Here is a 15953-nt window from a genome sequence, read left to right as displayed (position 1 = left end):
GTGTAGGCGCGCACTTGCCCGCGATGGCGGGGTATCAGTCAACAATTATGTATCTGGCACACCGTATCGCGGGCAAGCGCGCTCCTACAGCCCAGCGCTACCGCAGCTTACTTAGCCGCCTTGATCGCAGCGCCCAATTTCTTGGCCGCGTCGGCCGGGTCGGCTTTCGGATCATTGATGTAGTTGGTCACAACGTCGAAGAACGCCCCTTGAACCGCCAGGGTAGTTGCCATGTTGTGCGCCATGCTCGGTTGCAGCCCACCACTCTTCGCATCGGTGAGGAAGTCTTTGGCGGCGGTCTGGGCGCAGGCATCGAAGCCGTACTTGCCCATGTCGGCGAGCATGTCGTTGCGCACAGGAATCGAGCCCTTGTTGATGCTGAAGACTTTCTGGAAGTTTTCACCCAACACGACTTTGGCGATGTCCTGCTGCCCGGCAGCGGTTCCGGCATCTTTCTGTTTGAAAACGGCCAGCGAGTCGATGTTGTAGGTGAATGCCTTGTCGGTGCCAGGGAACGCCACGCACTCGTAGTCCTTGCCTGCAACTTTCTTGGCGGCGGTCCATTCGGACTTGGCCCAGTCACCCATGATCTGCATGCCGGCCTTGCCGTTGATGACCTTGGCCGCTTCCAGGTTCCAGTCCTGGCCTTTGCCGTCGGGATCCATGTAGGTGGCGACTTTCTTCAGTTCGGTCAGCGACTTGACCATCTCGGGACCGGTCAGGGCGCCGTTGTCCAGGTCGACCAGGGCTTTCTTGTAGCCGTCAGCCCCCATCACCGACAGGACCACCGCTTCGAAGACGGTGCTGTCCTGCCAAGGCTGGCCACCATGGGCAAGCGGGATGAAGCCGGCTTTCTTGAGTTTGTCGCCCGCGGCGTAAAACTCTTCCAGCGTGGTCGGGGCTTTTTCGATACCGGCTTTCTTGAAGACTTCCGGGTTGATCCACAACCAGTTCACACGGTGAATATTCACCGGAACGGCCACGTAGTCACCGTCGTACTTCACGGTGTCGGAGACTTTCTTGTCGAGGATGCTGTCCCACTTTTCTTCTTTGGCGGTGTCTTTCAAGACATCGGTATCAAGCAGGCCCGTGGACGCCCACTCCTGGATATCCGGGCCTTTGATCTGTGCGACACCCGGTGGATTACCGGCTACCGCGCGGCTTTTCAGCACGGTCATGGCGGTCGAACCGCCGCCACCGGCCACGGCGCCGTCTTTCCAGGTGAAGCCATCTTTTTCGACTTGGGCTTTGAGCACGTCGACAGCCGCTTTTTCACCGCCCGACGTCCACCAGTGGACCACTTCGACAGTGCCTTTGGAATCAGCGGCGATGGCGCTCAGAGGGAACAACGAGGCGAGAGAAACGAGTGCTGCGAGACGGGAGATCGAATTCATCTAGTTGACCTTTCTTGTTGTTATGCATGAGCAAGTCTTGGTGCTTGCGCTGCATGGATTCTAAACAACGAGTTAGAGCGGACGGTAACGAAGGGATGCGCGAATGTCACAAACTGGTGACATTCGCACACCTAACCGCTGCGCCCGCAATGCGGGATGGGACAGCGCCGAAAATGATATTGCTCCCCCTCCCTGTAGCATCGTTGCAAGCACGCTCGCCCTGGTGAACCGCGTTATCGCGAAATGATCAGGCGCATGGATTCAAAAGTTCGCGGCTCGTCGCTTTCGAAAGGTCCGACCGCGTCAACTCATTCAACCCCGCGAGGCAGGTAAAGCGTCACGCGCAGCCCACCCTCGCGCAGGTTCTGCAATGTCACTTCTCCGCCATGGCTGTGGGCAATGTTGCGCGCAATGCCCAGCCCCAGGCCGTAGCCCTGCTGCTGTTTACCCGCTAGACGGAAATGCGGCTCGAATACCTGCTCCAGACGCTGTTCAGGAACGCCCGGCCCTTCGTCTTCGACACGCAACACAAAAGCCTCGGCATCGTCCTCGACGAACAGATGCGCCTTGTCGCCGTATTTGATGGCATTGTCGATCAGGTTGCCCATGCAACGGCGCAACGCCAGAGGCTTGCCATAGAACATTGACATGGCCTTGCCTTGTAGGGTGACGCGGCCATCACCATTGACGCCCAAGTAGGGCTCGATCAGGCAATCCAGAGCATGGTTGAGGTCCACCGGCTCGATGTTTTCATGGATGTCCGTATCCTTCACGCATTGCAGTGCGCCTTTCACCAGCAACTCCAGCTCGTCCAGATCGCGGGTGAATTTGGCTTGCATCGCCTCGTCTTCCAACAGCTCGACGCGCAGGCGCAGGCGGGTGATCGGGGTGCGCAAATCATGGGAAATGGCGCTGAACAGTTGGCCGCGCTCGGTCAGGTAACGGCTGATGCGGTCGCGCATGGTGTTGAAGGCGCGCGTCACTTCAATCACCTCGCTGCCGCCGCCTTCCACGACAGGCTCGACGTCCGCGCCCAGCGACAGATCGCGTGCGGCGCGAGCCAGACGTTTGAGCGGACCGCTCTGCCAGTGCACCAACAGGCCGATGAACAGCAGCAGGAAAATGCTGGTCAGCGCGATGAACCAGACCTGTTGGGAGGGCAGCCCCTCCTCCTCCAGCATGGTGTAGGGCTCGGGCAGCAAGGACGCGATATACAGCCATTCGCCCGGTGAGAGCTCGATCTGAGTGACCAGCACTGGAGGATTCAAGGGTTCCAGAGTCAATGCGTAGTGCGCCCAGGAACGCGGCAATTCGTCGAGTTTCAGGCCACTGTTGAAAATGCGCAGGTCTTCGGGTCGCACGAAACGCACGAGGATGTCGGGGGCAGCCCCCAGGTTCTGCCGCAGCACCTGGCCTACCACATCGATCACCGCTGTTTTGCGGACGGTGGGCTCCAGCACTTGCATGTCCAGTGGCCGTTCGTTGAGCGACACGAAAAACCGCGTGCCTCCCATGCTGCGCAGTTGGTCGAGCACCATCGGCCGAAACGCCACGGGCAGTGAGCGGAAATAACTCACGCTCGCCGCCATGGAAAAGCCGAGGCTACGGGCACTGGTGATCAGGCCTTCCATTTGCGTCGCACGCAATTGCGACAGCCAGATCAGGCTGGAAAGCGTCTGGGCCAGCAGCACGGCGAGCAACGTCAACAGCAGCATGCGCCCCAGCAGCGAGCGCGGCACCGGCACTCGGCGCTTCTTCTCGTTGCTCATCGACGGTCAGTAACCGTTGCTGGCTTGAGGCAGGACGTTGGCAGCCAGCAGATAACCACTGCCGCGTACGGTACGGATCAGCCGGGGTGCCTTGCCCGTGTCCCGCAGACGTTGGCGCAGCCGGCTCACCGCCATGTCAACGATGCGTTCCAGAGGCATCAGCTCCCGCCCTCGGGTCGCGTTGCCAATGGTGTCACGATCGAGAATCTGCTGGGGGTTGTCGAGGAACAGCTTGAGCAGCGCGAAATCGGCGCCAGAGAGAATCACTTCTTCGCCATCGTTGTGAAACAGTCGATGGCTGACCATGTCCAGACGCCACTCGTCGAACACGAGCACTTCGCCACCGCCGCGCTCCTGCCCGAACTGGGCACGCCGCAACAGGGCCTTGATTCGGGCCTGCAGCTCACGGGGGGAGAAAGGTTTGGCCATGTAGTCGTCAGCGCCCAACTCCAGGCCGATGACTCGGTCGGCTTCGTCGGAGCTGGCCGTCAGCATGATGATCGGGACATGGGGTTGCCGCGGATGCTGGCGAACCCAGCGGCAGAGGCTGAACCCGTCTTCATCGGGCAACATGACATCGAGTATCAGCAGGTCACTGGGTTCGTCATTGAACGCCTGACGAAACTCGGCGCCGTCACCGACGGTACGCACCTGAAAGCCGGAGCGGCTCAGGTAGGCCTGCAGCAATTCCCGAATCTCCTGATCGTCGTCGACGACCAGTATCGATTTACTGACAGCGTTCAATTGGATCGTCCTTGTGGGTACTCAAATTATTGTTATAAGCATCAGTTGCAAGCCACAGGCTGCAGCTTGTGGCTTAGAGCTGGCGGCTCGCCGCAGCCTGATCGAGGGCCACGCCTGCCCCCACAAGCCCGGGATATTCCGCCGTCACCAGCCAAACCGGCACGTCCTTGAAGTAATCCTTCATCAGGCCTTTTTCCGCGAACGCCTTATTGAAGCCGCTCTGCAGGAAGAAGTCGACAAAACGCGGGATCACGCCACCGGCGATGTACACACCCCCTCGGCCGCCGACGGTCAACACGTTGTTACCCGCCACGCGCCCGAGAAATACGCAGAACTGATCCAGCACCGCGCTGGCCACTGGATCGCCTTTGAGCGCCGCGGAGGTGATTGCGGCAGGAGATTTCAAGACCGGTTCGATATCATCCAAAGCGCAACTGACGCGATAGAGCAGCAACAGACCGGCGCCGCTGAGGATGGTTTCCGCACTGACGTGCTCATGGTCGGCCATCAGGCGTGTCCATAGCAGGGCTTCTCGGTGGCTGCCGATAGGTAAATCGACGTGGCCTCCCTCACCAGGAACAGCAGTCCAATGGGTTTCACCGGAACGGATCAACGTGCCCACGCCCAGCCCGGTCCCCGGACCGATCACCACGCGCGCCCCTTTCGGGTCGCCCTTGCCATGACGGACGGTGAGGTACTCGTCATCGGTCAGGCGAGTCATGCCCAATGCCATCGCCGTGAAGTCGTTGACCATGATCAGGTGGTCGATTTTCAACGCCTTGCAGAACGCCTGACGGTTGATTTTCCAGTGACTGTTGGTGAAATGGAAATCATCACCCGTCACGGGGCCTGCCACGGCCAGGCAGATGGATTGCACATCCCCCAATTGCAGCTCCAGATCCTCCAGATAGACCGCCAACGCCTTCTCGGGGCTGGCGTAATCGACGGTCGGAAAGACCCGGATCGAATGCAACTGATCGTCTTCCCAAATGGCGAAACGCGCATTTGTGCCGCCGATATCACCCACCATCGCCAATGTCACTTGAGCGTCTCCAGATTTGCAGTGAAGGCACTGGCCCCCTTCTCTGCCGAGCTGAAGGCCATGCGCATGAATCCGAACAGTTCGCGGCCGGTGCCCACGTTGTGGGACAAGCGACCGATCGCCGGTTCTCTGGCCGCCAATTCTGCCGGTTCGACCAGAACTTGCAACGTCCCTTTGACGCCATCCACTCGGATGAGGTCTCCGTCACGCACCAGAGCCAAAGGGCCACCATCCGACGCTTCAGGGCAAACGTGAATCGCCGCCGGGATTTTCCCTGACGCGCCGGACATGCGACCGTCGGTGATCAACGCCACTTTGAATCCGCGGTCCTGCAGTACGCCCAGAAAAGGCGTCATCTTGTGCAACTCGGGCATGCCATTGGAGCGCGGCCCCTGGAAGCGCATCACCGCGACGAAGTCTCGTTCCAGCTCACCCGCTTTGAATGCGTCTGCCAGGTCTTGCTGATCCTCAAAGACGCGGGCGGGCGCTTCGACAATTTGATGCTCGAGCGCCACTGCCGAGACTTTCATCACGCCACGACCTAGGTTGCCTTCGATCACGCGCAGACCACCCTCTGGCGAGAACGGTCGGGCGACCGGGCGCAGGATGTTTTCATCCAGGCTTTCTCGGGGGCCATCACGCCACACCAGCTTGCCGTCCTCGAGGAACGGCTCCTGGGTGTAGCGGCGCAGACCACGCCCCATCACCGTGTTGACGTCCTCGTGGAGCAAACCGGCATCCAGCAGTTCACGGATCAGGAACGACATGCCGCCCGCTGCCTGGAAATGGTTGATGTCTGCTTTGCCATTTGGATAGACATGAGTGAGGGTCGGTACGACTTCCGAAAGATCGGCCATGTCCTGCCAGGTCAATTGAATGCCGGCGCACTGCGCGATGGCCGGCATGTGCAGCGTGTGGTTGGTCGAACCGCCCGTCGCGTTTAATGCAACGATCGAGTTGACCAGCGCACGCTCGTCCACAATCTCTCCCAACGGGATGAATTCGCCGCTCTGCTTGGTCAGGCGGGTCACCTGGAACGCGGCCTCGCGTGTCAGGGCATCGCGCAACGGGGTGTAAGGATTGACGAAGGAGGCGCCCGGCAAGTGAAGCCCCATGACTTCCATGAGCAACTGATTGGTGTTGGCCGTGCCGTAGAAGGTGCAAGTCCCCGGACCGTGATAGGACTTCATTTCCGAGTCCAGCAGTTCTTCGCGGGTCGCTTTGCCTTCGGCGTAGCGTTGCCGCACGTCGGCCTTTTCCTTATTGGAAATGCCCGACACCATTGGCCCGCCCGGCACGAAGATCGTTGGCAGGTGGCCGAAACGCAGGGACCCCATCAACAGCCCGGGCACGATCTTGTCGCAGATACCCAGCATCAACGCGGCATCGAACATGTTGTGGGAAAGCGCCACGGCGGTGGCCATCGCGATGACTTCGCGGCTGGCGATACTCAGTTCCATTCCTGGCTCGCCTTGGGTGACGCCATCGCACATGGCGGGCACACCGCCTGCGAATTGACCGATAGAGCCAATCTCACGCAAGGCCTTCTTGATCTGCTCGGGGAAATGCTCGTACGGCTGGTGCGCCGAGAGCATGTCGTTGTATGCCGAAACGATGGCCACGTTGGCCGCGTTCATCATCCGCAGGCTGTGCTTGTCTTCACTGCCACAGGCCGCCACCCCATGGGCGAAGTTGGCGCATTGCAGCTTGCCCCGCATCGGCCCATCACTTGCAGCGCCCCGGATCAGTTGCAGATAGCGCTGACGGGTGTCACGGCTGCGAGCGATCAGCCGTTCGGTTACCTCAAGAACGCGGGGATGCATTGTCATGAACTCCAGGCTAGCGGATGGGTCACCCGTTTCAGGCGCTTACAAAATCTGACAACCATGATGGCCCTGAAGAAACGCTTCAGCAACGCATTGATTTTCAGACGATTGTGCTGGCCCGACGGGTTTCTATTTGTAGATAAAACAAAATACTGCCACTAAAAAGGCTTGTTTTCTATTTTTATGAGAATAATCTTGTAATTCCAACAACAAATTCACCGAGGATGGGCATATGACGCTCCGCATCGCAATCAATGGTTTTGGCCGGATCGGCCGCAATGTCCTTCGTGCACTCTATACCCAGGGCTACCGTCAGGACTTGCAGGTCGTCGCCATCAACGATCTGGGCGACAGCGAGATCAACGCCCACCTGCTCAAGTACGACACCGTGCATGGCCCCTTCGACGCCACTGTCGAACACGACAAGGAAAGCATCACGGTCAACGGTGACCGTATTGCGGTCAGCGCGATTCGCAACCCCGCCGAATTGCCATGGAAATCCGAGAACATCGACGTGGTGTTCGAATGCACCGGGCTGTTCACCGACCGTGCCAAGGCCGCCGCGCACATTACGGCCGGCGCGAAGAAAGTCATCATCTCGGCGCCCGCCAAAGGCGCGGATGCCACCGTGGTCTTCGGCGTCAACCATGACGTGCTGCGCCAATCCCACCAAGTGATCTCCAACGCTTCGTGCACCACCAACTGCCTGGCCCCGGTCGCGCAGGTCCTGAACCGCGAATTGGGGATCGAAAGCGGCTTGATGACCACGATTCACGCCTACACCAATGACCAGAACCTGATTGACGTCTATCACACCGACCCCTATCGCGCGCGCTCGGCCACGCAATCGATGATCCCAAGCAAGACCGGCGCCGCCGAGGCCGTGGGCCTTGTGCTGCCGGAGTTGGCAGGCAAGCTGACTGGCATGGCCGTTCGTGTACCGGTCATCAACGTGTCGCTGGTGGACCTGACCATCCATCTCAAGCGCGATACCACGGTGGAGGAGGTCAACGCGATCATGAAAGACGCCGCGAAGCACTCGAAAATTCTCGGTTATAACTCGCTGCCATTGGTCTCCCACGACTTCAACCACAACCCGCTGTCATCGATCTTCGACGCCAACCACACCAAAGTCAGCGGTCGTCTGCTGAAAGTCCTGGCCTGGTATGACAACGAGTGGGGCTTCTCCAACCGCATGCTGGATAATTGCCTGGCGTTGATGAAGGCGGAATAAGTCTTCCCGGGGCATTTCAATTTGCAGGTGCGCTGGCCCGCGATGACATCGTGGGCCAGCGCATTCCCACGGCCTTGAAACCCCGTATCTATCGTTTACACATTCTTTGCAAACTCAGCCCTTGACCCAATCGGTTAATGACAATCATTATCATTAGCTGATTTTTTGGTTGAGCACATCTGTGAGTCATTCACACTTCAACGACGTTTTCCTGGCAAGGCGGACGATTCTACTGCGCACGCTCCAACGCATGGTCCGCAACTCCAGCACTGCCGAGGATTTGCTGCAGGAAACCTACCTTCGGGTGGCCCGGGCGCTCCGCGAACGCGCCATCGAGCACCTCGAGCCCTTCGTGTTCCAGACCGCCCGCAATCTGGCGCTGGATCACCTGCGCGCCAGACGCCTGCACGCCCGCACGGTCGTCGAGGATTTACCCCTGGCCGACCTTCACAGCATCGTCGCGCCCAACGCCGCGCTGGAAGACACCGAGCACGCCAGCCGATTGCTGCAAAGCCTTACTGCGAGCCTGGAAAAGCTCACGCCGCGCCAGCAGAAAATCTTCACCCTGAGCCGATTGAACGGCTGCAGCTATCCTGAAATTGCCGAACAGCTAGGGGTTTCCGCCAGCACCGTACAAAAGGAACTCAAGCTGATCATGGCAATTTGCGTCGGGGTTGCAGCCCGGCTTGAACGTCGATGAGAGCTGCCTGATCCTTACTCCACAAGACATCTTGCGGAAGCTCGCCACCATAGCGCTAAACTCCCGCCCCATACCGTGTAGCCGAGGACGCCCCTTGACGGACTCTCACTCATCCGGCCCTGGTCAGGCATCCCCGACGCCGAACGACAGCGCCATGGATCAAGCCCTGAACTGGCTGATCGAACTGGAAAGTGCTGACGCACAACAGCGCGTGCGTTTTCAGGAATGGCTCGCCGCCGACCCTGCCCATGGCGAAGCGTTCGCCAAGGCCGAGGCCATCTGGAACTCCCGACCGGTTTTCGATGCAGCGCTGAGCGTTGCCGCGCCCAAAAAAACGTCGGCCCTGCGTCGCCTGCGTCCGCACTGGATGCCATTGGCCACTGCCGCCATTGTGCTACTGGGCTTGTTCAACTTCAGCGAGCTGCCCCTACGGTTGAAGGCCGACCACCTGACAGTAGCGGGAGAGCGCCAGCGCCTGGAGCTGGGAGACGGTTCGAAGGTGCTACTCAATACCCGATCGGCATTCTCCAGCGAGTTGGATGATCGGCAACGGATCGCCCGGCTTTACGAGGGCGAAGCTTTCTTTGAAGTGCCTGGCGCCAAGGGTTTGCCACTGGAAGTCGAGGCTGGCCCGGTGCGCATGAGCGCCAGCAGCACCTCGTTTGCCGTGCGTTATCTGGACGGTGTCGCGCAGATTCAGGTCGAACGTGGCGCCGTAAATGTCCATTCAGCCAAAGGCAACTCCCAGATGAATCTGAATGCAGGCGACAGTCTGCGCGTCGGCCCCGATGGTTTCGGAGACCGAGAGAAGCTAGATCGGAACAGGGACTTGGCCTGGGTCCAGGGACGCCTGATCTTCGATAACTGCCCGCTGAGCGAAGTCCTGACAGAGCTACGCCGTTACTACCCCGGCTGGATCGTCAACGCCAACACCCAGCTGGATCGGGTCGCGGTGACAGGCAACTATCGGCTGGACAATCCCATCGACGTGGTCCGCTCATTGGCGCAAATCACCTCCGCGCGCCTGCACGAACTGCCTGCGCTGCTGATTCTGAATTGAGGGCAATTATTTTTACGCGATAGCCGCGAGTCGTTCGTCTCGTTATAGCCAATGCAAGTGATTCCCATTACCAATACACTTGCCAACACTGTAACGACACGCATGACACGGAGTGCAATCGATGCCGCCCACGTTTACCCCTCCCCTATCCGACTCCTCCAGCCCCACCGGTCATTTCGCCCTGACGCTGCTGACCATCGCGGTGCTGTGCGCCGGCCTGCACAGCGCGCCCCTTTCAGCCGCCGAGCAGCCGGCGCGCGTGGCGGGCAACTACGCGTTCTCGATCGAGCAACAACCGCTGGTGTCAGCGCTGAACGCGTTCAGCACAGTGACAGGGTGGCAGATGGGGATGTCGGCAGACTTGGCGCAGAACGTCACGTCGCCAGGAGTCACCGGCTCGATGTCCGCAGAAAAGGCCCTCGATCGTCTGCTGGCAGGCAGCAACCTGAGCTATCGCCATTTGGGCGACAACACTGTCGTGCTGGAGAAACGCAACACCGCGGGTACCTTGGCACTGGACCCGGTGACCGTCAGTGCCACCCGTCAGGCGCAGTCGGTAGCTTCGGTTCCCAGCACCGTCACCGTGCACGACCGCGCCGAACTGGATCGCCAAAACGTCAACAACATTCGCGATCTGGTGCGCTATGAGCCGGGCGTGACAGTGGGCGGCGCCGGTCAGCGCGCTGGCACCAGTGGCTACAACATTCGCGGCATCGATGGGGACCGCATCCTGACTCAAGTCGACGGTGTCGAAGTGCCGGATAACTACTTTTCCGGGCCCTATGCCAACACGCACCGCAACTACGTCGATCCGGAAATCGTCAAGCGCGTGGAAGTCCTGCGCGGCCCGGCCTCGGCGCTGTACGGCAGCAGCGCCATCGGCGGTGCAGTGAGCTATTACACGCTCGACCCGGACGACATCATCAAAGAAGGCAAAGATGTCGGCGCCCGCTTAAAGACCGGGTACAGCTCGGCGGACAATAGCTGGCTGAACTCGGCCACGGTGGCCGGTCGCGAAGGTGATTTCGACGCGTTGCTGCATGTCAGCCAACGCAACGGGCGCGAGACCGAATCCTTCGGTGAGCACGGTGGCACTGGCCTGAATCGTACGGCGGCCAACCCGGAAGACGCTCGCGCCACCAATGTGCTGGCCAAACTGGGCTGGAACTATGGCGAAGGTGATCGTCTGGCATTCACTTACGAGAAGTACAAGGACGACACCCACACCAATCAGAAGAGTGCAGTGGGTGGGCCCTTCACCGGCGGGCGCGGTTTCGGCTTCTATCGAGGCCGCGAAGGCAACGACGTCGTCACCCGTGAGCGTTTCGGTCTGGAAAACACCTTCGCGCTGGACAGCCTGCTGGTAGACAACGTCAAGTGGAGCTTGAACTACCAGATTGCCAAGACCGATCAGAACACCATCGAGCGTTACGTGCCGGGCAGCCGGGACGTTTGGCGAACTCGCGACACCACCTATAAAGAACGCCAGTGGATCTTTGACGCTCAATTGGACAAGGCCTTCAACCTCGGTGATACCGAGCACCTGTTGACCTATGGCACCACCCTCAAGCAACAGAAAGTCACAGGTGAACGCAGCGGGACCGCAACCTGTGCCGCCGTTCTGGGCAGTTGTCGCACCCTTGGCACGGCCAGCCCCACTGCCTCCGACAGCCTGGCGACCAACAGCGACTTCCCGGACCCAACCATCAACACCTATGCCCTGTTCGCTCAGGATCAGATCACCTGGGGCGACTGGACCTTCATGCCAGGTGCACGCTACGACTACACACGGCTCGATCCGCACGTCACGGATGCGTTCCTGCGCGCGGTCAACCTGACCAGCGCCGATCAGTTCAACGACAAAGAGAAGAAATGGCATCGTCTGTCGCCAAAACTGGGCGTGACCTACGCCATCAACGACGCCTATACCTGGTACGGCCAATATGCCGAAGGTTTCCGAACGCCAAGTGCCAAAGCGCTGTACGGCCGGTTCCAGAACCTCAATTCTGGCTATGTCGTCGAGCCGAACCCGGACCTCGAACCGGAAAAAAGCAAAGGCTATGAAACGGGCCTGCGCGGGCGCTTCGACGAAGGGTCGTTCGACCTGGCGGTGTTCTACAACAAATACCGCGATTTCATCAATGAAGACGCCATTCAGCCAGCGACCTCCTCGGCCGCGGTGTTCCAGTCCAATAACATCAAGCACGCCACCATCAAGGGGTTGGAACTCAAGGGTCGTTTGAATCTGGACACCTTCGGCGCGCCGCAGGGCCTGTACACCCAAGGCTCGCTCGCCTACGCCTACGGACGCAATGACGACACGGGTCAACCGCTCAACAGCGTCAACCCGCTGACCGGCGTATGGGGGCTGGGTTATGACCAGAAACGCTACGGTGGCCTGCTGAGCTGGACCCTGGTCAAGCGCAAAACCCGTGTCGACGACTCCAGTTTTCACGCGCCCGACGGCTCGAGTTCGCCATTCAAGACGCCGGGGTTCGGCCTGGTGGATCTGACCGGCTATTACAAGGTTGCCGACGACGTGACGGTCAGCGGCGGTCTCTACAACCTGGCCGATAAGAAATACTGGCTGTGGGATGACGTGCGCGGCTACGACGGCGTTGGCGAAGCAGGCGTGACTGCGCCAGCAAACCTTGACCGCCTGACCCAACCCGGTCGCAATTTCGCTATCAATCTGGTGTGGGACATCTAAACGTGACGTCCCTGTAGGAGCGCGCTTGCCCGCGATAAACGATGACACCGTTTGCCCGACAACCGAGGCACCCGGATCGCGGGCAAGCGCGCTCCTACGGATCGCGTCGATCATCATCTTTTCTACTGCGGTTCGAGACTCAACCGTCTTGTTTACAAGGCCTCACTTTCCAAGGAAGACATCATGTCCGATGCCCCGATTCGCCGCTCACAACGGCTCAACCAAATAACCCATGCCCCTCACGAGAAGCTGGACCAGGCCGTCAAAGCCCACGCGCCTTTCGAAACGCTGGCCAGCTACAAACGTTTTCTGAGTGCTCAGTACCTGTTCCAGCAAGAACTGAAAGCGCTGTACAACGACCCACAACTGGCCGTTCTGATCGCCGATCTTCCGGAGCGCTGCCGGGCCGAGCAGGCCAAAGCCGATCTCCATGACCTCGACGCCCCCCTTCCGTCGCCCTTGGCGGGTGCCGTTGACGCGCCATCACAAGCCGAAGCGCTGGGCTGGCTCTTCGTGTCAGAGGGCTCGAAACTCGGCGCAGCGTTCCTGATCAAGCGTGCCGTCGTGCTGAATCTGAGCGAAACCTTCGGCGCCCGCCATCTGGGTGAACCCGTGGGTGGCCGTGCCGATGGGTGGAAGCGCTTCATCCGCATCCTCGACGAATTGCCTTTCAGTGAAGAACAAGAGCGCCAGCTCGACCAAGGCGCGATCGCGGCATTCGAGCGTTTCAACGCGTTGCTGGACCACGCCTACGCGTCGGCACCCGAGTCCGAACCCGCGTGAGGGTGCCCACGGGCTGCCTGGCTTTGTTAAGCTGGGCACCTTCAACGGGCGCGCCCCGTGCAAAAGCTCTTCACCCGGTTGTCCCGAGACCCATGACCCACACACCGCCCGGCAGCAAACTGTCCCGCATCCTGTTCGGCATCCTGGCGTACGTCAGCCTTGCCATTGGCATCATCGCCATCTTCATTCCAGGGCTGCCCACCACCGAGTTCATCCTGCTGGCCGCCTGGGCGGCAACCAAAAGCTCCCCCCGCCTGAGCGCGTGGCTGGAAAACCACCGGCTTTTCGGCCCGATGCTCAGCAATTGGCGTAACGGCAAACTCATCGCTCGCGGCGCGAAGATCAGCGCGACGGTCACCATGCTGATCTGCGCAGTGGTCATGCTGCTGATGCTGAAGCACCACTGGTGGATGTATTTCGCTATTACCGGCATGGTGCTGGTCAATCTGTGGATATGGTCCCGCCCCGAGCCTGCCGTACGCACGACCGACTGTTCCGAGTCTTCCGGCCAGCGCTGAACCCAAAGCCAGCAACAGGGTCTGCTCCTTACGATCATCGCTTCTTGAGGGAGTCGTCACATGTTCGAGCCAGGCCATCTGCACATAGCCCACGCGGCCCTGCAGCCGGAAGACGTCGGTTACGACCTGCACATTCGCTATGAATTGAGCCAGACCGACGCCGGTCCCGGCATGCATTTCATCTTAGAAGGCGAGATCGATGGCAAAAGCGTCAACGAAACATTCGACCTGCCCAAAGACCTGGCCTACAACTTCGCCCACGATGTTTCGCGTCTGGCCGAGCAACACGGCTTGCCGAAGCACACGGACCTGCACGACATGCATGGCCAGTACGACGCCATGTTCAAAGACATTCGCGACCAACTCGACATGAAATCGGGAGACCCAGTCAAGCCAGAGCATTTAGGCTAGCGACGCTTTCCTATTGCTCGCCACCCGGTACGGCATGAAATGCCGCAGGCTTTGCTGGCATAATCTGCGCTCACTTCCGCCCGGCCGCTTTCACACCCATGCGCATCCACGTCACGTTCATCGACCGCGTCGGCATCACTCAAGAAGTGCTGGCGATCCTCGGCGCGCGGAATCTGAACCTCGATGCCGTGGAGATGGTGCCACCCAACGTCTACATCGATGCACCGACGCTGAGCCATGAATTGCTGGAAGCGCTCAAGGACAGGCTGTTTCGTGTGCGGGGCGTGGAAGCGATCAAAGTCGTGGACATCCTCCCCGGGCAGCGACGGCACCTGCAACTCGACGCGCTGCTTGCCGCCATGACCGACCCGGTGCTGGCACTCGACAGCGCCGGCCACGTACTGCTGGCCAACCCCGCACTGGTCGCTCTGTCCGGTCGCGACCCTTCCGGAGAATCGGTAGGCGATCTGTTCACCGATTCCGCACTGCAGACGGCATTGCTGGAAAACGGCTTCCGGCTGCCCATGCGTGAGGTCACCCTGAACGGCGAGGCTTTGCTGCTGGACGCCACGCCTATCACCGACGCCGGGGCTCTGCTTACGTTGTATTTGCCCAGCCGCATCGGCGAACGCCTCTCGGCGCTGCATCACGACCATGCCGAGGGCTTCGATTCGCTGCTGGGCGATTCCGCTCCGATCCGCACACTCAAGGCCCGTGCGCAGCGCGTCGCCGCCCTGGACGCCCCGCTGCTGATCCGCGGCGAAACCGGGACCGGTAAAGAGCTGGTGGCGCGCGCCTGTCACGCCGTCAGCGCGCGCAACGGCGCGCCTTTTCTGGCGCTGAATTGCGCGGCGCTCCCGGAAAGCCTGGCCGAGAGCGAACTGTTCGGTTATGCCCCCGGGGCGTTCACCGGCGCTCAACGAGGCGGCAAACCCGGCCTGATGGAGATGGCGAATCAGGGAACGGTCTTTCTCGATGAAATCGGAGAAATGTCGCCGTATCTGCAGGCCAAGTTGCTGCGGTTCCTGAATGATGGGAGCTTCCGTCGGGTGGGCGGCGATAAAGAAGTGAAGGTCAACGTCCGGATTGTCAGCGCGACCCACCGCGACCTCGAAAAAATGGTCGCCGAAGGGACCTTTCGTGAAGACCTGTTCTACCGCCTGAATGTGCTCAATCTGGAAGTCCCGCCGTTGCGTGAACGGGGTCAGGACATCCTGCTGCTCGCGCGCTTCTTCATGGAACAGGCCTGCACGCAGATTCAGCGTCCGGTGTGCCGACTCGCGCCTGCGACATACCCGGCTTTGCTGGGCAATCGCTGGCCAGGGAATGTCCGACAGTTGCAGAACGTGATCTTCCGCGCTGCCGCCATCTGCGAAAGCGCGCTGGTCGACATTGGCGATCTGGACATTGCCGGGACGTCCGTGGCCCGGCAAGGCGACGGCGAGATTCACAGTCTCGAAGCAGCGGTAGAGGGTTTTGAAAAGTCGCTGCTGGAAAAACTCTATGGCGAATATCCCTCGACCCGGCAATTGGCGGCTCGCTTGCAAACCTCCCACACCGCCATCGCCCATCGGCTGCGCAAGTATGGAATCCCTGGCAGACCGTAGACTGCCCTGTAGGAGCGCGCCTGCCCGCTATAGAGGGGGTACTGCTGATACAGGCATTGCCTGACACGCGCCAGGACGGGCAAGCGTGCTCCCACAAAAGCCATCCGGAACGAATTCGAAACACCGGAACGATATCGTTACGACCTGCGTATACC

The 15953-nt window shown here is 60.2% G+C and carries 13 protein-coding genes; 8 read left to right on the top strand and 5 right to left on the bottom strand.

Annotation, left to right across the window (positions count from 1 at the left end; all coding sequences use genetic code 11):
- Positions 1-107 precede the first annotated feature (107 nt).
- The 5 genes from DBP26_RS08540 to edd form a co-directional block, all read right to left on the bottom strand.
- Positions 108-1394, bottom strand: coding sequence for an ABC transporter substrate-binding protein (locus DBP26_RS08540; protein ID WP_108236856.1), 1287 nt, complete (start codon positions 1392-1394; stop codon positions 108-110).
- A gap of 308 nt (positions 1395-1702) precedes the next feature.
- The gene (locus DBP26_RS08535) at positions 1703-3163 is read right to left on the bottom strand and encodes an ATP-binding protein (protein ID WP_108236855.1); all 1461 of its coding nucleotides are present in this window, start codon (positions 3161-3163) and stop codon (positions 1703-1705) included.
- 6 nt (positions 3164-3169) lie between these two features.
- Positions 3170-3907 (bottom strand): response regulator transcription factor, encoded by a 738-nt coding sequence (locus DBP26_RS08530; protein ID WP_108236854.1) that lies wholly within the window; start codon positions 3905-3907, stop codon positions 3170-3172.
- Positions 3908-3980: 73 nt separating this feature from the next.
- Complete coding sequence (locus DBP26_RS08525; protein WP_108236853.1) at positions 3981-4949, bottom strand: glucokinase; 969 nt, start codon at positions 4947-4949, stop codon at positions 3981-3983.
- A complete protein-coding gene (edd, locus tag DBP26_RS08520; RefSeq protein WP_108236852.1) occupies positions 4946-6772 on the bottom strand; it encodes a phosphogluconate dehydratase in 1827 nt (608 codons plus the stop codon). Before edd ends, DBP26_RS08525 begins: the two co-directional genes overlap by 4 nt.
- A gap of 235 nt (positions 6773-7007) precedes the next feature.
- Between edd and gap the strand changes: the two genes are divergently transcribed.
- The 8 genes from gap (at position 7008) to DBP26_RS08480 (ending at position 15798) form a co-directional block, all read left to right on the top strand.
- Positions 7008-8009 (top strand): type I glyceraldehyde-3-phosphate dehydrogenase, encoded by a 1002-nt coding sequence (gap, locus tag DBP26_RS08515; RefSeq protein ID WP_108236851.1) that lies wholly within the window; start codon positions 7008-7010, stop codon positions 8007-8009.
- A gap of 181 nt (positions 8010-8190) precedes the next feature.
- Positions 8191-8709 (top strand): sigma-70 family RNA polymerase sigma factor, encoded by a 519-nt coding sequence (locus DBP26_RS08510; protein ID WP_108236850.1) that lies wholly within the window; start codon positions 8191-8193, stop codon positions 8707-8709.
- Positions 8710-8863: 154 nt separating this feature from the next.
- Positions 8864-9769, top strand: a complete 906-nt coding sequence (locus DBP26_RS08505; RefSeq protein ID WP_108236849.1) for a FecR domain-containing protein — start codon at positions 8864-8866, stop codon at positions 9767-9769.
- Between the two features lie 121 nt (positions 9770-9890).
- The gene (locus DBP26_RS08500; protein ID WP_108236848.1) at positions 9891-12479 is read left to right on the top strand and encodes a TonB-dependent receptor; all 2589 of its coding nucleotides are present in this window, start codon (positions 9891-9893) and stop codon (positions 12477-12479) included.
- A 183-nt stretch (positions 12480-12662) separates the two neighbouring features.
- Positions 12663-13262 (top strand): biliverdin-producing heme oxygenase, encoded by a 600-nt coding sequence (locus DBP26_RS08495; protein WP_108236847.1) that lies wholly within the window; start codon positions 12663-12665, stop codon positions 13260-13262.
- Positions 13263-13354: 92 nt separating this feature from the next.
- The gene (locus DBP26_RS08490) at positions 13355-13780 is read left to right on the top strand and encodes a YbaN family protein (RefSeq protein ID WP_108236846.1); all 426 of its coding nucleotides are present in this window, start codon (positions 13355-13357) and stop codon (positions 13778-13780) included.
- 60 nt (positions 13781-13840) lie between these two features.
- Positions 13841-14191, top strand: coding sequence for a DUF5064 family protein (locus DBP26_RS08485; RefSeq protein ID WP_108236845.1), 351 nt, complete (start codon positions 13841-13843; stop codon positions 14189-14191).
- 98 nt (positions 14192-14289) lie between these two features.
- On the top strand, positions 14290-15798 hold the full coding sequence (locus DBP26_RS08480; RefSeq protein ID WP_108236844.1) for a sigma-54-dependent transcriptional regulator: 1509 nt from the start codon (positions 14290-14292) through the stop codon (positions 15796-15798).
- The last annotated feature ends 155 nt before the right edge of the window (positions 15799-15953 follow it).

The organism is Pseudomonas sp. RIT409, from assembly GCF_003052515.2.
Lineage (GTDB): Bacteria > Pseudomonadota > Gammaproteobacteria > Pseudomonadales > Pseudomonadaceae > Aquipseudomonas.
This window is presented reverse-complemented; position numbering and strand designations above follow the sequence as displayed.